At 47.5% G+C, this 23,360-nt stretch carries 19 protein-coding genes and 2 pseudogenes; 11 read left to right on the top strand and 10 right to left on the bottom strand.

Translation table 11 applies throughout. The features are described 5' to 3' along the window. Positions 1-27: 27 nt before the first annotated feature. The 7 genes from GPL15_RS14195 to GPL15_RS14165 all read right to left on the bottom strand — a co-directional run bounded on the left by GPL15_RS14195 (position 28) and on the right by GPL15_RS14165 (position 8,367). Positions 28-1,296, bottom strand: a complete 1,269-nt coding sequence (locus GPL15_RS14195) for a lactate racemase domain-containing protein (RefSeq protein WP_252198417.1) — start codon at positions 1,294-1,296, stop codon at positions 28-30. A 38-nt stretch (positions 1,297-1,334) separates the two neighbouring features. Next, positions 1,335-2,624 (bottom strand): TRAP transporter large permease, encoded by a 1,290-nt coding sequence (locus GPL15_RS14190; RefSeq protein WP_215699337.1) that lies wholly within the window; start codon positions 2,622-2,624, stop codon positions 1,335-1,337. Beyond that, the gene (locus tag GPL15_RS14185; protein WP_215699336.1) at positions 2,621-3,100 is read right to left on the bottom strand and encodes a TRAP transporter small permease; all 480 of its coding nucleotides are present in this window, start codon (positions 3,098-3,100) and stop codon (positions 2,621-2,623) included. Before GPL15_RS14185 ends, GPL15_RS14190 begins: the two co-directional genes overlap by 4 nt. Positions 3,101-3,124: 24 nt before the next feature. Further along, a complete protein-coding gene (locus tag GPL15_RS14180; RefSeq protein WP_215699335.1) occupies positions 3,125-4,183 on the bottom strand; it encodes a C4-dicarboxylate TRAP transporter substrate-binding protein in 1,059 nt (352 codons plus the stop codon). 91 nt (positions 4,184-4,274) lie between these two features. Next, the gene (locus tag GPL15_RS14175; RefSeq protein WP_215699334.1) at positions 4,275-5,426 is read right to left on the bottom strand and encodes a uroporphyrinogen decarboxylase family protein; all 1,152 of its coding nucleotides are present in this window, start codon (positions 5,424-5,426) and stop codon (positions 4,275-4,277) included. Between the two features lie 121 nt (positions 5,427-5,547). Beyond that, positions 5,548-6,249: a FadR/GntR family transcriptional regulator gene (locus GPL15_RS14170; protein WP_215699333.1), complete on the bottom strand. Its 702-nt coding sequence runs from the start codon at positions 6,247-6,249 to the stop codon at positions 5,548-5,550. A 702-nt stretch (positions 6,250-6,951) separates the two neighbouring features. After that, on the bottom strand, positions 6,952-8,367 hold the full coding sequence (locus GPL15_RS14165) for an AbgT family transporter (RefSeq protein ID WP_215699332.1): 1,416 nt from the start codon (positions 8,365-8,367) through the stop codon (positions 6,952-6,954). Positions 8,368-8,624: 257 nt separating this feature from the next. Between GPL15_RS14165 and GPL15_RS14160 the strand changes: the two genes are divergently transcribed. The 3 genes from GPL15_RS14160 (at position 8,625) to GPL15_RS14150 (ending at position 12,442) form a co-directional block, all read left to right on the top strand. After that, positions 8,625-9,536: a LysR family transcriptional regulator gene (locus tag GPL15_RS14160; protein ID WP_215699331.1), complete on the top strand. Its 912-nt coding sequence runs from the start codon at positions 8,625-8,627 to the stop codon at positions 9,534-9,536. 362 nt (positions 9,537-9,898) lie between these two features. Then, positions 9,899-11,257 carry a M20/M25/M40 family metallo-hydrolase gene (locus GPL15_RS14155; protein WP_215699330.1) on the top strand — a complete coding sequence of 453 codons (1,359 nt, stop codon included), beginning with the start codon at positions 9,899-9,901 and terminating at the stop codon, positions 11,255-11,257. A gap of 15 nt (positions 11,258-11,272) precedes the next feature. After that, the gene (locus tag GPL15_RS14150) at positions 11,273-12,442 is read left to right on the top strand and encodes a M20 family metallopeptidase (protein ID WP_215699329.1); all 1,170 of its coding nucleotides are present in this window, start codon (positions 11,273-11,275) and stop codon (positions 12,440-12,442) included. A gap of 127 nt (positions 12,443-12,569) precedes the next feature. Here the strand turns inward: GPL15_RS14150 and GPL15_RS14145 are convergent, their stop codons facing one another. Both GPL15_RS14145 and GPL15_RS28050 read right to left on the bottom strand, forming a co-directional pair. Further along, positions 12,570-13,772: a class I SAM-dependent rRNA methyltransferase gene (locus GPL15_RS14145; protein ID WP_215699328.1), complete on the bottom strand. Its 1,203-nt coding sequence runs from the start codon at positions 13,770-13,772 to the stop codon at positions 12,570-12,572. 730 nt (positions 13,773-14,502) lie between these two features. Then, positions 14,503-14,598, bottom strand: a pseudogene (locus tag GPL15_RS28050) (DUF6783 domain-containing protein); the annotation flags it as partial. Here GPL15_RS28050 and GPL15_RS28045 point away from each other — a divergent pair. From GPL15_RS28045 to fucO, 4 genes and pseudogenes are all read left to right on the top strand, one after another. Beyond that, positions 14,575-14,670 (top strand): annotated as a pseudogene (locus GPL15_RS28045) (DUF6783 domain-containing protein); the annotation flags it as partial. The pseudogenes GPL15_RS28050 and GPL15_RS28045 overlap by 24 nt on opposite strands. Before the next feature lie 196 nt (positions 14,671-14,866). Then, positions 14,867-16,828, top strand: a complete 1,962-nt coding sequence (locus GPL15_RS14140) for a fructose-1,6-bisphosphatase (protein ID WP_215699327.1) — start codon at positions 14,867-14,869, stop codon at positions 16,826-16,828. Positions 16,829-16,860: 32 nt separating this feature from the next. After that, entirely contained in the window at positions 16,861-17,433 is a 573-nt protein-coding gene (locus GPL15_RS14135; RefSeq protein WP_215699326.1) for a TetR/AcrR family transcriptional regulator C-terminal domain-containing protein, read from the top strand. A 244-nt stretch (positions 17,434-17,677) separates the two neighbouring features. Next, on the top strand, positions 17,678-18,826 hold the full coding sequence (fucO, locus tag GPL15_RS14130; RefSeq protein WP_215699325.1) for a lactaldehyde reductase: 1,149 nt from the start codon (positions 17,678-17,680) through the stop codon (positions 18,824-18,826). A 120-nt stretch (positions 18,827-18,946) separates the two neighbouring features. On the opposite strand, the gene GPL15_RS14125 is transcribed toward fucO, so the two are convergent. After that, positions 18,947-19,888: a DUF1848 domain-containing protein gene (locus GPL15_RS14125; protein WP_215699324.1), complete on the bottom strand. Its 942-nt coding sequence runs from the start codon at positions 19,886-19,888 to the stop codon at positions 18,947-18,949. A gap of 169 nt (positions 19,889-20,057) precedes the next feature. Between GPL15_RS14125 and GPL15_RS14120 the strand changes: the two genes are divergently transcribed. The 4 genes from GPL15_RS14120 to hisF all read left to right on the top strand — a co-directional run bounded on the left by GPL15_RS14120 (position 20,058) and on the right by hisF (position 23,152). Further along, positions 20,058-20,945 carry an acetamidase/formamidase family protein gene (locus GPL15_RS14120; RefSeq protein WP_215699323.1) on the top strand — a complete coding sequence of 296 codons (888 nt, stop codon included), beginning with the start codon at positions 20,058-20,060 and terminating at the stop codon, positions 20,943-20,945. 109 nt (positions 20,946-21,054) lie between these two features. Further along, on the top strand, positions 21,055-21,645 hold the full coding sequence (locus tag GPL15_RS14115) for a hypothetical protein (RefSeq protein ID WP_215699322.1): 591 nt from the start codon (positions 21,055-21,057) through the stop codon (positions 21,643-21,645). A gap of 68 nt (positions 21,646-21,713) precedes the next feature. After that, the gene (gene hisH / locus GPL15_RS14110) at positions 21,714-22,319 is read left to right on the top strand and encodes an imidazole glycerol phosphate synthase subunit HisH (protein ID WP_215699321.1); all 606 of its coding nucleotides are present in this window, start codon (positions 21,714-21,716) and stop codon (positions 22,317-22,319) included. A gap of 71 nt (positions 22,320-22,390) precedes the next feature. After that, on the top strand, positions 22,391-23,152 hold the full coding sequence (hisF, locus tag GPL15_RS14105; RefSeq protein ID WP_215699320.1) for an imidazole glycerol phosphate synthase subunit HisF: 762 nt from the start codon (positions 22,391-22,393) through the stop codon (positions 23,150-23,152). The last annotated feature ends 208 nt before the right edge of the window (positions 23,153-23,360 follow it).

The following is a 23,360-nucleotide window of genomic DNA, read 5'->3' as shown; positions in this document are numbered from 1 at the left end:
AGAGTCTCATTTTTAGGTAAAATACTATTATAGCAGATTACCGTCCAAATCAAACTGAAACGGCGAAGGCCCGCTTAAAATTCTAATATTTGAAGAGCCGCCTATCTTTTTCAGGACAGCCTCGGATACTTCCATTTCCTGAATGTCCAGGGAATTTGGAATGCGGATGATGGAAGGGGCGTCGAAATCAATTTCTGTACAGGTCTTTACCGCACAGGCGATTACATCCCTGTCGGAATCCAGCATCATCGGTATTTTCACACAGGACAAGACTTTTGAAGTAATTGCGTTAGGGTAAGTTGCTGATAAATCTGTTTTTTCAAATACACGCTTATGGATTACGTCAGCATTGCCTGCGCCGATTCCGCTCCCGTGAGTCTCATCGCTTAAATCCAGCACAACAACTCTTTGGGCGTGAAATGTCCCTGTTGCATAAGGGGTTACAAATGTTCCTGTGATATTGGGATCCATTCCATCGCCAGAGTAATTCTTTCCGATTTTATCTACAATTAACACATCTGCTTCAGAACAGGGCAGGGAAGGCATCAGAGATTTTGCTTTTTCCAATAACGCAGGTTCATCGCGGCGGATATCATCGGCAGTCATCGACCGGATTTCACAAGTTTCCTCAAATGCATTTTCTAATAATGCGATTCCGAAGAGGAAATTGGTGTTATTCAGAATCACGTTGCCAAATAGTGGTACCAGATGCGCCATGTATTTGAATCCAGCATTATGGCAGCTTTCCGCTCCACGCTGTTTGCCGAGGCCAATGGTCAGCATTTTCATCAGCCCTGACTCATGGGGGCCGCGGAAACAGGTATGGGCTTTAATCCGGTTGATTACGATAATGCCGTCTGCGTTTGCTGCGTAGCGGTCTAAATAAACCCGGTGGCCTTCGCAAGTCGTGCCGATCTGTACCGTTTCCATTGTGGCCCGGACAGGACATCCGCAATAATCCTCTGTCACACCGTAACCTGTAAGAATTTCTTTTTGTCCTTCGGCAGTCGCTCCGCCATGGCTGCCCATGGCTGGAACGATGAAAGGTTCTGCGCCCTGCTGTTTGAGAAAACCGACCACATAGCGGACAATTTCTTTTAGATTGCATATGCCGCGGCTTCCGACGCCCACTGCAATTGCAGCGCCAGGCTTTATTTTTTCTTTTATGACATCTTTGGAAAGCTGTTCCTGAAGTACGGCTTCCAAATCAGTGATTACCGGCCGTGGATATTCCTGCCGGATACGTATCATGTTAGGAAGTTTAACATCTTGAAACAAGTCGGTAAGAACACTCATAATCGCAAACTCCTTTGTTTAAAATCACATTTCTCTGCTTAAACTCCATAGACCAGATTTGGTAAGAAAGTTACCAATTGTGGAATAAATACCAGAATCATCAGGACGCCTACTAAAACGGCTATAAAGGGCAGGGATTCCCTGATAAAATCTTTGACTTTGATATCCAGAATGGAACTGGTTAAAAACAGCATGGTTCCAAAAGGCGGCGTCAAACCGCCCAGTGTCAGGTTGATACTCATGATGATGCCCAGGTGTACCGGGTCAATTCCCAGTTTCAGTGCAGAAGGAACCAGCATTGGAGCCAGGATAATCATAGCCGCGCCGCCTTCGATGAACATGCCCACAAAGAATAGCAGCAGGTTAATGATAAGGAGGAGAACAATGGGACTGCTGGTAAAACCCATCAAAGATTCCGTCACAGTTTGAGGGATCCTCTCAATATTCATATAACGCCCAAAGCAGTTAGCAGCCGCTATGATGAACAGAATCGAACTGGTACCGCTTACGGATTCTTTGAGAATCTGCTTCACATGGGAAAACTTCAGTTCTTTATAAATAAAGGCGCCTACGAAGATTGAATAAAGAACTGTCATTGCGCCAGCCTCCGTTGGAGTGAACCATCCGAAGCGCAGCCCCAGGATGATGCCAAAGGGAAGAAAAAGCGCCCAGCTTGATTCCATAAGCTGCTTTATGATTTCTCTGAAGCTGGCACGTTTTTCCCTTGTAGCCTTGTATCCCCGCTTTTTGGAAATGAAACTGACCAATATCATTAGTGCTATGGCCATCATAATGCCGGGAATATAGCCTGCCATAAACATACGTCCCACAGAAACGTTGGTTAAGCAGGAGTATAGAATAAGAACGATACCCGGGGGGATGATTGGGGTAATGCAGGAGGAGGCCGCTGTCACAACGGCTGAAAACGCTTTTCCATAGCCCCGTTTGCTCATCTCGGGCACTAGAATTTTGCACTGCATTGCGGCATCAGCATTACAGGAGCCGGAGATACCGCCCATCAGTACGCTTAGAAGCACATTTACCTGGGCCAGGCCGCCTACCATGTGTCCTACAAAAGCCTCAGCAGCCGACATAAGCCTGGATGAGATGCCGGAATAGTTCATGACCACACCGGCGGTTACGAAAAATGGAATTGCCAGCAGCGGGTACGATTCCGTCGATGTTACCAGCGCCTGGAACATCATGTCAACGGGCATGGTGTTGTTGATAAAGAGGTAATAGATTCCGGTGGCGATCAGCAGTGAAAAGCCTACAGGAACGCCGATCATGAAAATGCAAAATAATATCAGGGCAGGTATAGCGCTCATTCGTCCGCCTCCTTTCCGTCTTTCAGGTTTTTAATGCCGTCGATAATAAAACATATATTGTGATAGAGCATGAATACAAAGGAGCAGGATATGGAACCGGCCACAAATGTATACGGGATGCGGAAGTAGTCGGTGGGCTTAGACCATACGCTGACCGCGTAACTTCCGCTCATAAAAATCAGCCATACGATAACTGCGGTGAGCGCCAGATAGGTGCCAAGTTCCAGCCTGCGCCTGCCCTTGTCGGGGAGCATACTGATCAGAACATCAATTCCTATGTGCGCTTTATTACGATAGCAGGCGGCGGCACCCATAAAGATACACCATGCAAAACAGATTTTTGCTGTTTCTTCCGCCCACATGAGCGGAAGGTTGATCGTGAGCCTGGTTATAACACCCAGGCATGTAACAGCGATCATAATAACCAGTGCGGATGAACTTATCAGGTCCTCAACCTGTGCTACTATTTTTTTCATTGTGTTCTTACCCCTCCTATATTGTTATTTTCCAAGCGCTTCCAATGCTCTTTCATATACACCGGGAGTCCATTCAGGAAACTTCTCATAGACAACTTCTGTGGCTTCACGGAAGCTTGGAACATCTACTTCATGAACCTCAACACCGGCCTCCTTGAATTTATCGATAAATAAATTTTCATTTTCAGCAACTTTCTCGCTGGCATATTTTGAGAAGCTGCGGGTTTCTGTTACAAGCAGTTCCTGTAAATCAGCAGGCATTGCATCGAATTGCTTTTGGGACATTTCCAGGCCAACCGTTGCAACGAAATGCTGAGTCAGACACAGGTGCTTGGCAACTTCCTGAATATTAGCGGCGTACATTGCAGCCAGCGGGTTTTCAACAGCATCTACCACGCCTTGGGATAGCCCTGTATATACCTCAGACCAGTCCAAAACAGTCGGATTGCCGCCCATGGCTGAAATGGTTTCCTGCCACATTTTGGTGGAAGGAACGCGTACTTTGAGATTCTTCATTTCATCAGGAGTGGTAAATGGCTGTTTTGACATCGTATGGCGTGTTCCAAAATAGAAATCAGCGCATAACACTTTAATACCTGCGTCAGAGGCCTGCTGTTCCAGCTCTTTTCCAAAGTCTGATTCTGCCAGCTTGGTAATATCCTTGTAGTCATCGAACAGATATGGGCCGCAGAATACGCTGTAATCTGGAACATAATCGCCTACATATGCGAAATCGCCAAATGTGATAACATCAGAACCGCGTACTACGGATTCCATACTTTCTTTGTTGTTGCCAAGCTCTCCGTTGGGGAACACGGTGATCTCAATACGGCCTTCGGATTTTTCATTGATTGTTTCCGCATATTCTACCAGCAGTTCGTGGACGATGTCATTTGTGTTCAATATATGAGCCAGCTTCAGTTTAATCGGGGCATCAGATTTCTCTTTCTGGGACGCTTCACCTGCGCTGCCGCCCGAAGCTGCTGGTGTGCTGCTGTTATTTGAGGAAGTGGCGCCATTTCCACAAGCGCTCAGAGATAATGCGAGTGCGGCTGTTAAAACAACTAATGATATCTTTTTCATATATGTAAACCTCCAAAATTTAATATTATATGCTATAAAACTCCATAACTGACAAAATAACTTAACTAAATATTATAATAAACTGCTGTCTTTATAAATCGGGATTGAATGTTCCGTACTTTTTGACTGAATCGCGTAGCGCGATAAAGTTTTCCGGTGGAACATCGGGCTGTAAATGATGCACAGGACCGATCAGATATCCGGAACCATTTTCCAGAGCCAGGTGTTCGATGGAGCGTTTTACTTCCTGCGCTACCTGTTCCGGGGTGCCGGAAGGCATCAGCGTCATGGTGTCAATCCCTTCATGGAATGCGATTTTTCCTTTAAATTCAGCGCCAAGCCGGCTGGCCTCCATATTTGCCGCGGATGTCTGGATGGGATCCAGCATATCAATCCCCATTTCAATAAAATCATCGATCAAGTGATAAACAGAACCACAGGTATGTTTCATCAATTTTCCATTTGGATTTTTTTCTAAAAATTTTTTCTTAATAGCGGTATAGTATTGTGAGACAATTGGTTTTACCAGTTCACGGAACATCTTAGGTGAAATCATCTCGTTGATCTGTCCGCCGTAATCATCGTAATCTGTCCGGATAAATGAAAGATATTCTCCGCATTCCTCTAAACAGCGTGTGTATAAAACAATAAAGTAGTCTTTTAACCGGTTCATCAGCGCGACGGCAAATTCGGGGTCTGCCACCAGGTCACATAACCAGTTTTCCATCCCCCGCAACTGGCTGGCGAGTGTAAACATTGAGCCGCCAAAGTATCCTACAATAGCCAAGTCGGTATTTTCATACAGCCATTTGGCGCGTTCCCGTAATCCTTCATAGATGGAATCATCATTGGGGTCAGGCCATGGGTAGTTGTCCAGATCCTCAATTTCATAGTCGGCCAATGGGGCGTTTACGATAGACATATCCTCAAAACCGTTTGGTGTTACTGATTTCACATATTTCAGACCAAACTCTGTAATGTGTTCATCGTCACCGTACTGATATGGCTTCACATTTGATGGAACATGGACCGGCAGATAAGTACAGTCAATTCCCAGCGCTTTTAAAATTTCAGGTTCCGGAAAGCACAATTGAAAAATACAGCACTCCTTGACCGGATCAACCGGAAGGTTCAGATGGTTGATTAACTTGTTGCAGGCGTCAATAGTTAATGTGGCATCCAAAGGCACCCGGTCCACGGGTTCATAGTTTAATGCCGCCTTTACTCTTTCTCTTGAATTCAATATATCCCCTCCAATACTATATTCTGTATGCTATAATACAGGTTTGCAAAAATAAATAAAAGTATTATGCATATCTGTAGTATATATGCTGTAATACAGGTTGTCAATAAAAATTTATATTTTATTGATCTTCATCAGCAAGCACTTCCTGCAAAGTATTGAGCAAATTCAGATTCATATATTCTCTGGCGCCGCTTTGGTTATGGCTTCTTATCATTTGCAGAATCCGGCCATGATAATGCATTCCATTTTCGGACCCTTTTTTATCGTTCAAATCCGATATGTGAACAAATATAATTTCCCTAAGCTGTTCCATCACATATAAAACAAATGGATTTTTACTCATGCGGGCGATTTGCATATGAAATTCCAGGTCATATTCAGAGTACGACTCAATATCACCCTTTTCATTGCATTCCTGCATATTCGCATAGATATTCTGCAGTTCAATAATTTCTTCATCAGTAGCAAAACGCGCTGCTAATTCAGCAGAAAGCACTTCTATGCCGCGGCGGAAATCCACTAGCTGGCTGGTGTCATATTGGGAAAGCGCTGCCATAGGCATGATACCGCCTAACACGGCGCCTTCCTGCAGATGCTTCACATAACTTCCTCCGCCATTTACGGATTCAATAATTCCGGCTCCGGCCAGTTTCTGCAGTGCCGCCCTGACACTTACCCTGCTGACGCCAAAGGTCTTTACTAATTCTGATTCTGAAGCCAGTTTATCGCCTGGCTGGAGGTTTTTCTTGACAATTTCATTTAGAATTTGTTTGTATACCTCATTACTGACATTGACTTTTTTAATTTCTTTTAAGCTCATTCTGTTTTTCCCTTACTTGAATTTTATAATGCTGAATTACTATGGTATGTGTAAAAATAATTTCCCACTTATTATAAATAATGTTTGGGGATAAATCAACTGTATTCGCCGTATATACGAAAATAGGGCAAAAAATACGCTGTAGAGCTTATGAAAAATATATGGCGGAAACCTGTAAGGGGCGGTTCCAAGTCGGCTGCAATCAGCCAGCAGTTTAGGATCAACAGGCGGCACAGTGAAATATAACCAGTGATATTAAGATAAGTATGAATAATTAGAAGAATTCTTCGCTTTTCCTACCTTTCCTCCCAAAGTCTTTATTATCATAGTGCAGCCACTACACAGCCAGTAAGATGGGGAACCTGGGGCGGAGGACAAGGCCGGACCGCGGAAGGGGATAACCAAAGGCGGCAGGGATCATGTGGAGACCGTTTAGTGGAACTTAGGCTTTCAGGATGGAAAATGGCGGGCAGAAACTGAATTCCCAATCAGTTTCTGAGATGCCCACTGAACGGTAAAGTCATCAGGAGTTTACCGTGAATGGGCATCGCACCGCCTTTTTCCATTCTGAAAGCCTTAGTTCTACTTAACGGTCGGAATCAGATCCCTGCCGCCTTTGGTTATCCCCTTCCGCGGTCCGGTCTCGTCCTCCGCCTCAGGTTCCCCATCTTACTGGCGTTACTTACGCAACAAAAAAAGCTTTTACATCGGCCCTAAATGAATCATCTGCGCAATAAACACCAGCACGCTGCCGGTCACAAGCCAGATCAGGCAGATTCTCCACATAAATCTCATCCAACGGTCATAAGGAATATTCGCAACGCTTAAATTTCCCATCAGAGCGGTTGACATCGGAAGAATGTAGTTGCAGAATCCATCGCCGAAGTTAAAGGCCAGAATGGATGTCTGACGGGTAATACCAACCATGTCGGCTACCGGAGTGAAGATCGGCATAACCACAGCCGCCTGGCCGGAACCGGAAGTTACCAGTGCGTTGATTAAGAAGTTCACCCAGTACATGCACATGCCGCGCAGATAAGACGGGAATACCTTCAAAACAAGCGTACATCCATAAACGATAGTATCCAGAATATGAGCTGCTGAAAGCACGCCTGAGGTGGCGCGGGCCAGTCCCAGAATGAGGGCGGAAACCGTAAGCCTCTTACATCCTTCAGCGAAATGAGTAGCGATTTTACTTGGTCCAAAGCCAGCGCAGATACCGGAAAGGATAGCCAGCCAGATGAATACAACGGAGATTTCCGGCAGATCCCATCCGCGGGTTACACAGCCCCATACTAACACAACGAGACAGCCCACCAATGTGAGAAGGCAGAGGATTTTCCGCAGATCCATATGGTGGTCGTCCATACCAGCGTCGGCTGCGGTAACTGTGGTCTGGTTATCTAAATCGTACATCGGGCTGAGGGACGGCGTAGCGCGCACTTTACGGGCATACTGTACCAGAGCGATGCTGGTGATGATCCAGAATACGAAAAGACAGAAGAAACGGTATCCAATTCCTGAATACAGCGGCAGGTCCGCAATTTTCTGCGCAACTATGGTTGTGGATGTATTCAATGTACCGGTTGAAAATCCGATAGCGCCGCCGAGCAGCGGAAGGGCCGCTCCGGTTATGGAGTCAAAGCCCATGGCCCGGGCCATCATGATAATAACCGGCGTAAACCCGATGAACACCGTTACCGACTGGGTTGTGGCAATGGCCGCAAAAAGCAGAAGCAGTACAGGAATGAAAATGGCTTCCTTGCTGCCGAATTTTTGAACCACTTTAGCGATCAGCACTTGAAGCGCCCCCGTATTTACCAGCACGTTAAATGCGCCGCCGGAAATGATAACCATGAAGATCAGGGATGCGCTGGATTCAAATCCCTTAATCACATAGTTAGGGATTCTGAGCGGGTTGACCGGAGTTTTTTCTATATAAGAAAACTGATCCGGGACAACGACTTTAATACCCTGGGCATTTTCCACACGGGCAAATTCGCCGGCAGGAACGATCCAGGTTAAAATAGAAGTGACAAGAACAATCCCCAGAATAATGACAAAGGTATGGGGAACTTTAAAGAATTTTTTTGCTTTTGGTGTGCCAGATGAACTCATACTTTCCTCCATTCCGCCGCATATGCGGCCTGTAATTCAATGAATGCTTCGGCATTTCAATTTCAGTAAGTGAAATGTTAGATAAGAACCGGAATTTCTCCGGAAAGGAAGCGTTTCCTCATTGCAGGAGGGATTTTAACATAGTATAATGAATAAAAGTTTTGACGTAAAGATATAAATTTTTTATGGTAAAATGGTTAGTATAAATTTTTTGAATAGTGAACCGGCAATGCATTGGAGGGAAGCGGGGGAAAGAGATGCAGTTGAAGGAACAGGTTTATGTGTTGACCCTTGCCCAGTATGGAAATATTACAAAGGCGGCGGAAAAATTGGGGATGAGCCAGCCGGCTCTGAGTACATTTTTGGGAAATTTGGAGAAAGGATTGGGCATCCGTTTATTTGACCGGAACGAAAAACCCATGAAACTGACAGAAGCCGGAGAGCTTTATGTGAGGAAAGCGGTGCAGATGCTGGAATTGAAGGCGGAATTTGACTTGGAGCTGACAAGCCTGGTGAACAGGCATCCGGCGCGGATCCGGGTAGGGATCCAGCAGATCAGGGCGCCCCATATCGTCACCCCGCTGACCATGGCTATGAAACAGGAGTTTCCCAATGTGGATGTAATTTTTTACGAAAACAGCGGGACAATTTTGTATGAAATGCTGAAAACAGGAAAGCTGGATATGATTTTGTGCAACAAGCGGGAAATATGGCCGGATATGGAATATGTCTGGCTGATGAATGAGCGGCTTCTGTTCGTGACGCCGCCCAATCATCCGGCATTGGCCAAACAGCGCAAGACCAATGGGAAATATCCGTGGATTGATTTGAATTTATTCAGGCAGGATACCTTTATTCTGTCGCCATCCGGATTCAGCACACGGTATTTTGCCGACCAGTTGTTTAAAATGCAGGGATGGACGCCTAAAAAGCAGGAAATCTATCCCCGGACGGAGACTACCATCCATATGGCGGCCGCAGGCATGGGGGTGGCCTTTGTGCTGGAAAGTTACCTGTCTTACTTTAATTTAACCCGGCAGCCTAAGTATTTTATAGTAGGAGAACCGGCTGTGATGACAGAATATGTGGCTGTTTATCCGAAAAATAAGTATAATTCTTCGGTATTCAATCATTTTTTGGATATGATTCGTTTTATTCTGTCACAATAGGGGAGATGTTTAGTAGAGAAAGCCGTCTGATCTGCTGCAGCTGTTCACAGCCCCCGCTGGCGGAACCCCGCAGAGCGGTGCGGCCGGCAGGCGGGTCAGCCAGCTGAGCTAGTAACGATCTGTTTTGAGAAAATTAAGAAATAAATTTAACCTATTGACAAGATTTAACCAATTGTGTAATAATAAGAAAAGATAAGAACCAATTTCAGACGGAAAAAGGGAGCAGGTCCTGTGGGCTTGGCTCTGCTTTTTATGCAATTATCCATAACAGTTGCATTTATATGGCCTGGCCCTAACATTGTAAGGGGTCAGGCTTTTTGTTTTGTTCCATAAGTATTTTAACATAGAAAGGATAACACTACATGGATTTTACAAATTTTGAAGCTAAATTAAAAGAATACATCAAAAACCATGAAGATGAACTGGTTGGCAATCTGGCTGCCCTGGTTGCCCAGCCCAGCGTCAGCAGTACCGGAGAAGGGGTCGAGGACTGCTGCAACATGCTGGTTGAGAAGATGGAAAAAATGGGTCTGAACGTGGTGAAACAGCCGGTAGAACCGCATCCGGCCATCACCGCCAGCTGGGGAGACGACCCGGCCAAAAAAACAGTGTTAATCTATGCGCACTACGATGTGCAGCCCCAGGGCAAATTGGAAGCCTGGAGAACGGCTCCATTTGATCCTGTTATTGAAAACGGAATCATGTACGGCAGGGGAACCGCCGACAACAAGGGCCCTCTGATGGCCCATTTAAGCGCTGTTGAATACTGGCTCAGGGAGTATGGGGAACTGCCGGTCAATTTAAAGATTATTCTGGAAGGTTCGGAAGAGAGCAACAGCGAGGGGCTTCCCGACTTCCTTCGTGACAATAAAGAACTGCTGAAAGCGGATATGGTCTATTTCAGCGACGGTTCCAAGAACCACAACGACCAGCCCATCATCGCCCTTGGAGTGAAAGGAATGCTCTATGTGGAACTGGTGCTCACCACCATGACCCGGGATCTGCATTCCCAGTACGCCCCTGTCCTTCCCAGCGCCGCATGGCAGATGGTCCAGCTTCTCAACAAGCTGAAAACAGAGGACGGAGTGGTGCATGTGCCGGGATTTTATGACGATGTGGTGGCGCCTACGGAAAGAGAGAAAGAGATTTATGCCACTCTTCCCAATGTAGATGAAAACCTGAAGAAGGGATACGGCGCATATCCGGTTTATCCCAAAGACAAGGGATATTATATTCAGTTGAACGGAACGCCCAGCTTTAATATTTCCGGCATCTATTCCGGCCATACCGGACAGGGAACAGCCACAGTACTGACCTCGAAAGCGGTGGCCAAGATCGATATGCGTCTGGTGGCTCATCAGGACGGCAATAAGATTCTGGAGAACCTGCGCAGCTATATTAAAGAGCTGGGATATGATAATGTGGAAGTCATCTGCCATGGAATTACGGAACCGGCCAAAACGCCGGTGAATACCCCGTATCTGGCTCCGGTGGAAGCTGCTACCGGAAAAGTATTTGGAAATTACATGATCTATCCGAACCGTCCGTCCACTGCGCCGGACTACCTTTGGACCAACATCCTGGGCCTTCCGACGATCCAGGTGCGCTGGTGCGACGCTACGTCGGACAATCATGCGCCCAATGAGCATTTGACGCTGGAAAATTATCTGAAAGGAATCGAACTCACGGCAACTGTGCTGAAAGAAGTCAGCGAGATGTAAGAAAGGAGAGGCTCTATGAAACAACAGCTTTTTCAGGAAATAGACAGAAATGCGGATGTCCTGTGGGATATGGCGGATCAGATTTTCGACCATCCGGAAATGGGAGGAGAGGAGCGGTTTGCCAGCGCCCTTCTCACGGATTATCTGGAGAAAAATGGATTCGAAGTGGAGCGGGGCCTGGCCGGCCTTGACACCGCTTTCCGGGCGACTTATAAAAATGGGGACGGCGGTCCAAGAATCGGCATCTTATGTGAATACGACGCGTTAGAGGGCCTGGGACACGGATGCGGCCACCATATGCAGGGCCCGGCCTGTCTGGGCGCTGCCGCCGCTTTGAAGGAAATTTACAAGGACAAGCCATATACCCTTGTGGTATACGGAACTCCTGCGGAAGAGACGTTCAGCGGAAAGATCGTGATGCTGAAAGCCGGATATCTGACTGATATGGACGTGGCGCTGATGATGCACGGAGCGCCGGACACCTGTACGGATATCAAATGTCTGGCTTCTTCCGGTTTCCTGGTTACATTCCACGGAAAATCAGCCCACGCCGCATTAAAGCCGGAAGACGGCCGCAGCGCGCTGGATGCGCTTAATCTGGCGTTCCACGGAATCGAGTGCATGCGGGAACATGTAAGGGATGATGTGCGCATGCATTACACCATTGCGGAACTGCCCGGCCCGGAAAATGTGGTGCCGTCCAAGGCAGTGGGCCGTTTTTCCCTCCGCTCCTTCTCCAGAGAATATCTGAATGAAGTGGTCAGCCGCTTTAGAGACGTGATTCAAGGAGCGGCATTGATGGCAGGCGTCACCTACGACATCGTGGAAAAGAAAGCCTTAGCCAACAAGATCCCGGTTCTGGCCTTAAATGATCTGATGATCGCCAATGCAAAAGAAGCCGGAGCGCCCGGAATCAAGCCGCCGAGAGAGAAGACCGGCTCCACGGATTTCGGCAATGTGATGCACGAGATTCCCGGAAGCTGTATCCGTATGAAATTCGTTCCCACCGGAACCTCCTCCCATACCCAGGCATTTGTGGATGCGGGAAAAGGTGAAGACGCTCATAAATGCGTGATCTACGCGGCTAAGACCATTGCCGGAACAGCCCTGGATCTGATCAGTGACGAAGGATTGATGGAGAAGGTTAAAGAAGAATTTGCTAAGAATAAGGAAGTTTATGTGTAAAAGGAAGTTTATGCGTAAATAGAAATAAGGAAGTTTATGCGTAAAAAGGACTGGAAGATTGGATAAAAACAGAAAGGGGTGTATCGCCAATGCGGCGGTACGCCCCTTTTGTCATGGGTTCTGCTCACTATTTCTCATCACATACCTGGAAAATGTAAAATTTTAAATAATAGGAAGAATCCGCGGCCCAAAGAATCGGATGATCTGCCGCCTGGGTACGGTATTCCACCTGGCGGAGCCGTTTATGGACATTCCCGGCCGCCTCCCGTATGGTTTTTGTAAACAGTTCCGGATCCATAAAATGGGAACAGGAGCAGGTCGCAAGATAACCTCCGTCCTTCACCAGCTTCATGCCCCGCAGATTGATTTCCCGGTATCCCTTCACTGCATTTTTAATGGAATTTCTGGATTTCGTAAATGCGGGAGGGTCCAGAATCACAACATCAAACTTCTCTCCCTTCTTTTCCAGCTCCGGAAGCAGTTCGAACACGTCCGCACACACAAACTGCACCCGGTTGGAAAGCCCGTTCAGTTCGGCATTTTCCCGCGCCTGGTTGATAGCCAGTTCAGAAGCGTCCGTTCCCAATACGGAAGCCGCCCCTGCGATCCCGGCATTTAAGGCAAATGATCCGGTATGGGTAAAGCAGTCCAGCACTTTTTTCCCTTTGCAGAGCCGCTGGATGGCCAGCCGGTTATATTTCTGATCCAGGAAGAAGCCGGTTTTCTGTCCGTCCTGGACATCCACCATGTACCTGACTCCATTTTCCACAATCTCCACTTTCGTATCAAATGGTTCCCCGATGAAGCCCTTAACCCGCTCCATGCCTTCCTGAAGCCGCACTTTCGCGTCGCTCCGTTCGTAAACCCCGCGAACAGCCACTCCATCTTCCGCCAATACCTGTTTCAGTTTTTCCACAATCACCGGCTTCCACCGGTCAATCCCCAGCGCCAGAGATTCCACCACCAGGACGTCAGAAAATTTGTCAACCACAATCCCAGGAAGAAAATCCGCCTCCCCGAAAATCACCCGGCAGCTAGAGGTATCCACCGTATTCTTTCTATACTCCCAAGCATTCCGCACACGCATCTCAATAAACCCATCGTCCACCACAGCCTCTTTTTTCCTGGACATCATCCGCACTGTGATCTTCGATTTGGTATTAATAAACCCATGCCCTAAAGGATACCCGTCAAAATCCTCCACAAAGACCATATCCCCATTCTCAAATTCCCCATCAATCCTGTCAATTTCATTATCATAAATCCACAGCCCCCCAGCCTTCAAAGACCGTGCTTCTCCCTTTTTTACCCTGACAATCGCTTTTTCCATAGTCGTCCTTTCACTTTCCTGCTATTTTCATGACACCCGAATACCGTTTGTGTACAATTCTATTTCAACTTTAACATAACAGTTCAAACAGGTCTGAACTGTTACGCATCCAGCCCATTAAAGTCGCCTGCTGCGAGGGGCTGGATGCATGCAACCGCTATGTTTTCGTACGGTCCGCACAGTAAATGCGCAGACCTATCTGAACTGTTACGCTTTTACACCATTCTTACATCCCTCAAAGACACCCGCCGATTTAAGTATCTGCCCATATTGATGTTAGGGTATATTTTTTTATTATTTTATCTCCGTGACGATTCACCCCTGTCACAAATACCCATATTTAAAGAATCGCATCTCATTATAGCACATATAAATTTCCATCACAATTAAATTATAACCCTATTTATCCTGATTTTTTACCCCCATCTTCCCCCTTTTCTTTCATCTATTAATCAAAACTTTAAGTCGAATTCGAGAAAACCAGCCAGGGAGAGGGGATGCTGTGGGGGCTTTCGCGTGGGCGGGCCGGGATGGCTGGGGACGGGGAGGCGCGGGTTTGCCGTTTTGTGCGATTTTTGCAGGCCGTCGACAGTTCTTAGGCCGGAAGGGGATAAAATTGCGGGGGAAAATCTGCCCTACAAAGGCAGATTTTCAGATGACCTGAATCGAGAAGGCCATCAGGACTTCTCGATGAATGTCATCGGTCCCCGCAATTTTATCCCCTTCCAGCCTAAGAGTGTGTCTGAAAATTCATTTCCGCCATCTGCACGTCCCACTTTGCGGTATATTTGCCCCGAATTCAGGTTACATAGCCCGCTATGCGCCCTTCATTCGGGACAAATCTCCCACAAACTGTAACGCACATCTGACGGAAAGCAATTTTCAGACACACTCTTGAACTGTCCCGGCCGAAACCATGAGCACAAAACGGCAAACCCGCGCCTCCCCGTCCCCAGCCATCCCGGCCCGCCCACACGAAAGCCCCCACAGCATCCCCTCTCCCTGGCGTAACTTTCACTATATACCTCACCCCCTATAGAATTCCCCCCAACCTTATGGTAAAATACATACAAAAGACAATCGGGAGGATCAACATGAGTATTTTAGAACAAAGATATCTGGAACGCCTGGCTGAGCTATACCCGACCATAGCCTCTGCGTCCACCGAGGTGATCAACCTGGAAGCCATTTTGAACCTTCCCAAAGGGACGGAGCATTTTTTGACGGATATTCATGGGGAATACGAGGCATTTTCCCACGTGCTGAAGAATGGTTCCGGAGCGGTCCGCAGAAAGATCAACGACATTTTCGGAAACACCCTCAGCAATGAGGACAAGCAGACGTTGGCGACCCTGATCTATTATCCCAGGGAGAAGATGGTACAGATTCTAAAGACCAGGAATAACAAGGAAGACTGGTATAAGGTGACCCTGTACCGGCTGATCGAAGTGTGCAAACGGACGGCCAGCAAGTATACCAGGTCAAAGGTCAGAAAAGCGCTCCCACCTGAATTCGCCTATGTTTTGGAAGAGCTGATCACAGAAAAAGTGGATGTGACGGATAAAGAATCTTATTATAATGCCATTGTAAAGACCATCATCCGGGTGGGACGGGCGGAGGAATGTATCATTGCCATGTGTGAGCTGATCCAGAGGCTGGCTGTGGACCATCTGCATATTGTGGGGGATATCTATGACCGGGGGCCCGGACCCCATATCATTATGGACAAGCTGATGGAGCACCATTCTGTGGATATCCAGTGGGGAAATCACGACGTATTGTGGATGGGAGCGGCCGCAGGGCAGATTTGCTGCATCGCCAATGTGATCCGCATCTGCGCCAGATACGGGAATCTGGATATTCTGGAGGACGGTTACGGGATCAATCTGCTGCCGCTGGCCACATTTGCCATCAATACTTACAAGGATGATCCGTGTAAATGTTTCCAGCTTAAAGGGGCCAAGACTTATAATACCAATGAATTGGAGATCGATATCCGGATGCACAAGGCGATTTCCGTGATCCAGTTCAAGGCGGAAGGCCAGCAGAGCCGGAAGAATCCGTCGTTTAACCTGGAAAAACGGAACCTGCTCCATCTGATTGATTTTGAAAAGGGAACCATTTGTATGGAAGGAAATGAATATGAGATGCTGGATTCCAACTTCCCCACGGTGGACCCGGCAGATCCCTATGCATTTACAGAACAGGAAGCGGAGATCATGGAGCGGCTGGAACGGGCATTTCTCAACTGCGAAAAGCTTCAGCAGCACATGCGTTTTCTGCTGGCAAAAGGCAGTCTTTATAAAGTATACAACGGAAACCTGCTGTATCACGGGTGCATTCCCCTCAATGAAGACGGCAGCTTTAAAGAAGTGGAACTATTCGGTAAGACTTACAAGGGAAGGGCGCTTTATGAGGCTTTGGACAACTATGTGAGGAAAGGGTTTGTTTCCAAAGACAAGACGGAGAGGGAGCGGGGCAAGGATCTGATGTGGTACATCTGGCTCCATGAGAATTCCCCTCTGTTTGGCAAGCACAAGATGGCAACCTTTGAACGGTATTTTCTGGCTGACAAGGAAACCCACAGGGAACGGAAGAACCCGTATTATTCCCTGTTGGAAAATGAAGCGGTGGCCGATCATATTTTAGAGGAATTCGGCCTTCCCACAGAAGGCAGCCACATCATAAACGGCCATGTGCCGGTGAAGATGAAAGACGGCGAAAACCCGGTCAAATGCGGCGGAAAAGTATTAGTCATTGACGGCGGCTTTTCCAAGGCATACCAGAAGGAAACCGGCATTGCGGGATACACGCTGATCTACAATTCCTATGGTCTGATTTTGGCGGCCCATGAACCATTTGAATCCACGGAGGCGGCCATTGAAAAGGAAAGCGACATCCGGTCGGAGAGCATTATCATCAAACGGGTATCGGCCAGAAAGCTGGTGGGGGACACGGATGTGGGGAAAGAGCTGAAAGAGAAGATTAAGGATTTGGAACTTTTGCTGGACGCCTATTATTCAGGCCGGATTGTGGAAAGATTCAGAACGAAATAGAAAGCTGTATAACAGAGATATGGGAGAAATTTATGCTTGAACCATTAAAGAAGGCAGACCGGACCAAATACCGTCTGGCTGACTCCATGAAAGAATGTATGAAAACCATACCGGTGGACAAGATTACGGTCAAGAATATTGTGGACGGCTGCGAGATGACCCGTCAGACATTTTACCGGAATTTTAAGGACAAATATGACCTGATCAACTGGTATTTTGATAAACTGGTGCTGGAGTCATTTGAGCAGATCGGCGTGGAAAAGACCATAGGGGAGAGCCTGACCCAGAAATTCGAATTCATCCTCAATGAAAAGGTCTTTTTTACAGGCGCATTCCGTTCCGATGATTATAATTCGCTGAAGGAACATGATTTTGAACTGATTTTACAGTTTTATACGGATCTGATCAGCCGGAAGACCAATCAGCCATTGAGTGAAGAATTACAGTTTCTGCTGGAAATGTACTGCCGGGGTTCGGTCTACATGACTGTAAAATGGGTGCTGGGAGGCATGAAAAAGACGCCGGAAGAGATGTCAAAGGCATTGGTGGATGCGGTGCCGCCAAAGCTGGGGCAGGTTCTCAATGATTTAAAACTGCTGTCTTAATCTCCAGGCATAGAAGCATTGGCCCGGAGAAGAGACGGTGGGGAGAGGCGATTACCGGGCAGGCTGGGCGTCCGGCAGAGAATTGTTCGTGATTTTTTAGTGTATACATTGTGACATTTGGATGGATTTGTAACATATTTGACAAATTCGTCTAAATGTCACTTTCTTTTTTTATGCACTGTTGTTAAAATAATAACAGAACAAAAAGTGAGTATTTAATTACATAAAAAGGAGAAGTGAAATCATGGCTAACAGAATTGTGTTAAACGAAACATCTTATCATGGCGCCGGAGCGATTCAGGAGATCGCAGGGGAAGTTGCAAGAAGAGGATTTAAAAAAGCATTTGTATGTTCTGACCCGGATCTGGTTAAGTTCAATGTAACTTCTAAAGTAACGGAAGTTTTGGACAAAGCCGGATATGAATATGAAATCTACTCCAACATTAAGCCAAATCCTACAATTGAGAACGTACAGTCAGGCGTGGCTGCATTCAAAGCGTCAGGCGCGGATTATATCATCGCCATCGGCGGCGGATCTTCCATGGATACTGCAAAAGCAATCGGCATCATCATCACAAACCCGGAATTTGAAGATGTGAGAAGCTTAGAGGGCGTGGCTCCTACCAAGAATCCATGTGTTCCCACCATCGCGGTTCCGACAACCGCCGGTACGGCAGCAGAAGTTACCATCAACTACGTGATCACAGATGTGGAGAAGAAACGTAAATTCGTATGTGTTGATACACACGATATCCCTGTAGTTGCCATCGTTGACCCGGATATGATGTCTTCCATGCCAAAGGGCCTGACCGCGTCAACCGGTATGGACGCTCTGACACATGCGATTGAAGGCTACACGACCAAAGGCGCATGGGAAATGACGGACATGTTCAACCTGAAAGCCATTGAAGTGATCGCCCGTTCTTTAAGAGGGGCAGTTAATAATACGCCGGAAGGCCGCGAAGATATGGCTCTCGGACAGTATTTAACCGGTATGGGATTCTCTAACTGCGGACTTGGAATCGTTCACTCCATGGCTCATGCGTTGGGCGCAGTTTACGATACCCCTCATGGCGTTGCAAATGCAATCCTGCTTCCAACGATTATGGAATACAATGCGGAAGCTACCGGGGATAAATACAAATACATTGCAAAAGCTATGGGCGTAGAAGGCGTGGATGATATGTCCCAGGAAGAATACAGAAAAGCAGCCGTTGAAGCGGTGAAGAAGCTTTCCCAGGATGTTGGAATTCCGGCTGATTTAAAGGCAATCGCCAAAGAGGAGGATATCCAGTTCCTGGCTGAATCGGCAGTTGCTGACGCCTGCGCACCGGGAAATCCTAAGGATGCAGGGTTAGAGGATATTATTGCTCTTTACAAATCTTTGATGTAAGATCTGTTTCCGGGCGGAGAACGTTGACAGGAGAGACGGCCCGGGAATGAGGACTTGAAGGCCGGGAGACGGCGGCAGCAGCCGCAGTCTCCCGGCCTCTTCACGTCCTCTGTTCTATTTTTATAAAAAGGGCAGTTTTATCTGGTTATCCTTAACCGATGATACCTGCCTTATTTTTATGGTATCGGATTCGGTCAGGGCGCTGCACAGGAGGGGGGACTGGGAGTCATATCCGTTTTTGTTCCGTTCCAACAGGGAGGGGCTGTAATTCGCATAGCAATAGCTGCATCCGTTGGAGCAGGCGTTATAAGTGCCGATGTCGATGCTGGAGGCGCAGCCGCACTGGGAACGCTGGTTTTTGTCTTTTCCAGGGCTGAGGCTGCAGCCGGAAATCCGCTCCAAAAGGGTTTTATCGATGCAGCTTCCGTGCCGGATTCCGAATTCATCCAAGTCTATGGTTTCGGAGCAGGTGGTGACCGTGAGGCGGTATTCTGCCGCAATTTCTGAAAATGCCTTTGCGATGGATTTCATATCATGTTCTGTCATGGGCTGAAGGGATAATTCATGGCTGTGGCGTTTTGTGTTTTGGTATAAGTCGATGAAACTGATCACAACCTGGCCGGTATAGCTGTTTAACTGATGGGCCATCCGCCCGAATTGGTCAATATGGCGTTCTGCCGTCCAGGTATCATTTATAAGGATAGGATCATACCGCCAGATCACCCGTCCGGGGCCGATGGAATCGGAAAGCTTCTGAAAAACAGGAAGCAGAACTTCTGTTTTGGAAGGAAGGTTTTTTTCGATTTCCTGGCCGTAAGGGGTCAGCGTAAACTGGAAGTAATAGGCATAGTCCTTGAGCAGATTCAGGTGCGGAATCATAGGAGCGGGGTTTTTGCTCCAGAAAACGATGCCGTCCACAAGGTCGGGAGTGAGAGGAATCCGGCTGACCTGATGAAAATTCATGGGGTTGCGTACCAGGACAAAACCTTCTCTCAAACGGTTAAAAAACCATTCGCTGTGGCAGGCGGGGATGTCGGTACGGCGGCTTGCGCTGATTATCATGATGAAATTCTCCTTGTATTTCGGTTTTCCTGCACGATCCGTCTGAAGTGTTACGTTTTCAAACACACCGTAGGAAAGCCGGATTTGTTTTAGGGTTGAAAAATCCCCATTGTTTGGTATAGTTAATTATATCATAAATCTTAAACAATGGTCTGAAAATGGAGGTCCTATGAGCAGAATCATATCTGGAAATTATATTTATTTTATGGATAAGGAAGAAAGGCCTGCGGCGGCTGTGGAAGCTGGGGAGACGGTAATATTTGAAACTGTGGACTGTTTTGGCGGACAGATGACGGAGGAAGGGGCTCAGATCGGGGCTTTGGATTGGGACAGGATCAATCCGGCCACCGGGCCTGTTTTTGTGGAAGGCGCGGAACCGGGAGACATTTTAAAAGTGGAAATCCAAAAGATCGAGACCGGTGAACTGGGAATTATGGCGGCTCTTCCGGGGGAGGGCGTGCTTGGAGGAAGTGTGCCGTATCCGGAGGTATGCCGTATGCCGGTGAGGGACGGATATGTGGAGTTCAGCGAGGACATCAAGCTTCCCCAAAAGCCCATGATCGGGGTGATCGGAGTGGCTCCGGCCGGAGAAAAAATACCCTGCGGAACGCCTGGTTCCCATGGCGGAAATATGGACAACACCAGAATCGGAGAGGGCTCTGTTTTGTATCTGCCTGTTTTCCAAAAAGGTGCGCTGTTCGCCCTGGGAGATGTCCATGCCTGTATGGGGGACGGGGAAATTATGGTTTCGGGTGTGGAAATTTCTGCTTCAGTAACTGTGAAACTTGATGTGATAAAGGGGAAAACCCTTCATAATCCGGCCCTTGAAAATGAACACGCTATTTATACCATTGCATCGGCAGAGAACCTGGAAGATGCGGTAAAACGGTCGGTTGCGGATATGCACGAGATCATTCAGAAAAAACTGCGCCTGGATTACAATAAAGCCGGAATGCTTATGAGCGCAGCCGGAGACGTGCAGATCTGCCAGGTGGTGGACCCGGAGCGGACAGCCTGCTTTTGCATGCCAAAAACAATTTTACCGGGATTATTTTAAACGTAACAATTCAGACGGATTCTTGACCTGTTATTCCGGTCAAGAAGATTAGCCGTCTGAACTGTTGCTTTTAAATGAATTCCGGGAGAGGATAAGAGGAGTATAGCGGATGAGTGGAATCATAGAGAGACTTGGGGACTGTGAAAAGGTTCTGGTGGGAATCGGCCAGGAATGGAGAGGGGCTTCTTATGAGAAATTGAAGGCGGTTTTGAATGGGAAGGATTATTTTATAGTGACTACGGTAACGGATGGGGAAATCTATGAAAGCGGCCTTGATCCCAGCAGGATTGTGGCTCCCTGCGGCAATGAAACCTGGAGACAGTGTTCCAAGTCCTGCACAAAGGATATCTGGGAGCCGGGAGAAATACCGGACGATATCTGCCCTCACTGCGGGGCGCCTTTGATTGGAAATACCATAAATGCGGATCAGTATATTGAAGAGGGTTATCTTCCCCAATGGGCCGTTTATACCAGGTGGCTGACGGGAACGCTGAATAAAAAGTTATTGATTCTGGAACTGGGAGTTGGTTTCCAGACGCCAACAGTGGTGCGGTGGCCATTTGAAAAGACCGCATTTTTTAACCAAAAATCATATATGTACCGGATCAATGAAAAATTCTCCCAGGTTACGGTGGAATTAAAGGACCGGGCGGAAGCGGTATCAGAAAATTCCGTAGAATTTGTGGATAAATTGATATAGTTTCATTGTACAATGGAAAACCCTGTGATAAAATGTTGAGAAAAAGGCCGGAAGATGAGGAGCAACGCATGATAGCTATTATTGATTATGACGCAGGTAATTTAAGAAGTGTGGAGAAGGCGCTGGCCGCTTTAGGGGAGCAGCCGGTGATTACAAGGGATCCGGAACTCATTCTGGCGGCGGATAAGGTGATTCTGCCGGGAGTGGGATCGTTTGGGGATGCCATGGGCAAACTGCATCAGTATGGGCTGGTGGATGTGATCCGCCGGGTGGCTGAAAAGCAAACGCCGTTTTTAGGCATCTGCCTGGGGCTTCAGCTCATGTTTGAACGCAGTGACGAGACGCCGGGAGTGGAAGGCCTGGGGCTGTTAAAAGGAGAGATATTGAGAATACCGGACTGTCCGGGGCTTAAAATTCCTCATATGGGCTGGAATTCCCTGGAGATCAGGCAGGGGGCGAAACTCTATAAGGGAATTGAAAATGGGGCGTATGTATATTTTGTCCACTCCTATTATCTGAAAGCAGAGGAGGAAGGGATTGTGGCGGCCTCTGCGGAATACAGCGCTCATATCCATGCGTCTGTGGAATCAGGCAGTCTGTTTGGCTGTCAGTTCCATCCGGAAAAGAGCAGTGATGTGGGCTTAAAGATTTTACGGAATTTCATCGAATTATAACAGCACGCAGGTGAGAATCTGAAATTCTCAGCGGGTGCCAGCATAAAAAAAGCTCTGGATGGAGGATTGATATGTTTACAAAAAGAATTATTCCTTGTTTGGATGTACATAACGGCCGTGTAGTAAAGGGCGTTAATTTTGTGAACCTGCGGGATGCCGGGGATCCGGTGGAGATTGCAGCCGCTTATGATAAAGCGGGGGCGGATGAGCTGGTTTTTCTGGACATAACGGCGTCTTCGGATGCGAGGGCAACTGTGGTGGACATGGTGCGCAGAGTGGCTGAAAAGGTGTTCATTCCATTTACCGTTGGCGGGGGAATCCGCACGGTGGAGGATTTCAGGATGCTTCTTAGGGAAGGGGCGGATAAGATATCCATCAATTCATCTGCCATCAACACGCCGGAGCTGATCAGCCAGGCGGCGGAGAAGTTCGGCAGCCAGTGTGTGGTTGTCGCTATCGATGCCAGAAGGAGGGAAGACGGCTCTGGATGGAATGTGTATAAAAACGGCGGCCGGATCGATACCGGCCTGGACGCGGTGGAATGGGCCGGGAAGGCGGACCGTCTGGGTGCGGGAGAGATTCTTCTCACCAGCATGGACTGTGACGGAACCAAAGCGGGATATGACAATGAACTGACGGCGCTGATCGCCGATACGGTTTCTGTGCCTGTAATCGCTTCGGGCGGAGCGGGGACGATGGAACATTTTTATGATGCTTTGACTGTGGGAAAGGCGGACGCGGCGCTGGCGGCTTCGCTGTTTCATTATAAAGAGCTGGAGATTATGGAAGTTAAAAGGTATTTGAGCGGGAGAGGGATTGGGGTGAGGATGTAGGGGTTAACATCAAGGGATTTTACATCAGGGGATTTTCATCAAGAGGATTTTCATCAAGAGGGTTTTACATCAAGAGGATTTTACATCAAGGGTGAAGGCATTTTCGAAAATGCCTTCACCCTTGATGTAAAATCCTCTTGATGAAAATCCTCTTGATGAAAATCCTCTTGATGAAAATCCTCTTGATGAAAATCCTCTTGATGAAAAT

This window comes from Clostridium sp. MCC353, from assembly GCF_018785315.1.
In the GTDB taxonomy this organism is placed as follows: domain Bacteria; phylum Bacillota; class Clostridia; order Lachnospirales; family Lachnospiraceae; genus CHH4-2.
Note: the sequence above shows the minus strand (reverse complement) of the source record. Positions and strands in the feature narration are given on the sequence as shown.

Bases quoted from the DNA above. Each gene is read 5' to 3' on its own strand.
- GPL15_RS14195 (WP_252198417.1), bottom strand. From the start codon at position 1,296: ATGAGTGTTCTTACCGACTTGTTTCAAGATGTTAAACTTCCTAACATG.
- GPL15_RS14160 (WP_215699331.1), top strand. From the start codon at position 8,625: ATGCAGTTGAAGGAACAGGTTTATGTGTTGACCCTTGCCCAGTATGGA.
- hisH (WP_215699321.1), top strand. From the start codon at position 21,714: ATGATAGCTATTATTGATTATGACGCAGGTAATTTAAGAAGTGTGGAG.
- GPL15_RS14155 (WP_215699330.1), top strand. From the start codon at position 9,899: ATGGATTTTACAAATTTTGAAGCTAAATTAAAAGAATACATCAAAAAC.
- GPL15_RS14180 (WP_215699335.1), bottom strand. From the start codon at position 4,183: ATGAAAAAGATATCATTAGTTGTTTTAACAGCCGCACTCGCATTATCT.
- GPL15_RS14120 (WP_215699323.1), top strand. From the start codon at position 20,058: ATGAGCAGAATCATATCTGGAAATTATATTTATTTTATGGATAAGGAA.
- hisF (WP_215699320.1), top strand. From the start codon at position 22,391: ATGTTTACAAAAAGAATTATTCCTTGTTTGGATGTACATAACGGCCGT.
- GPL15_RS14170 (WP_215699333.1), bottom strand. From the start codon at position 6,249: ATGAGCTTAAAAGAAATTAAAAAAGTCAATGTCAGTAATGAGGTATAC.
- GPL15_RS14190 (WP_215699337.1), bottom strand. From the start codon at position 2,624: ATGAGCGCTATACCTGCCCTGATATTATTTTGCATTTTCATGATCGGC.
- GPL15_RS14150 (WP_215699329.1), top strand. From the start codon at position 11,273: ATGAAACAACAGCTTTTTCAGGAAATAGACAGAAATGCGGATGTCCTG.
- GPL15_RS14135 (WP_215699326.1), top strand. From the start codon at position 16,861: ATGCTTGAACCATTAAAGAAGGCAGACCGGACCAAATACCGTCTGGCT.
- fucO (WP_215699325.1), top strand. From the start codon at position 17,678: ATGGCTAACAGAATTGTGTTAAACGAAACATCTTATCATGGCGCCGGA.
- GPL15_RS14185 (WP_215699336.1), bottom strand. From the start codon at position 3,100: ATGAAAAAAATAGTAGCACAGGTTGAGGACCTGATAAGTTCATCCGCA.
- GPL15_RS14115 (WP_215699322.1), top strand. From the start codon at position 21,055: ATGAGTGGAATCATAGAGAGACTTGGGGACTGTGAAAAGGTTCTGGTG.
- GPL15_RS14140 (WP_215699327.1), top strand. From the start codon at position 14,867: ATGAGTATTTTAGAACAAAGATATCTGGAACGCCTGGCTGAGCTATAC.
- GPL15_RS14125 (WP_215699324.1), bottom strand. From the start codon at position 19,888: ATGATAATCAGCGCAAGCCGCCGTACCGACATCCCCGCCTGCCACAGC.
- GPL15_RS14165 (WP_215699332.1), bottom strand. From the start codon at position 8,367: ATGAGTTCATCTGGCACACCAAAAGCAAAAAAATTCTTTAAAGTTCCC.
- GPL15_RS14145 (WP_215699328.1), bottom strand. From the start codon at position 13,772: ATGGAAAAAGCGATTGTCAGGGTAAAAAAGGGAGAAGCACGGTCTTTG.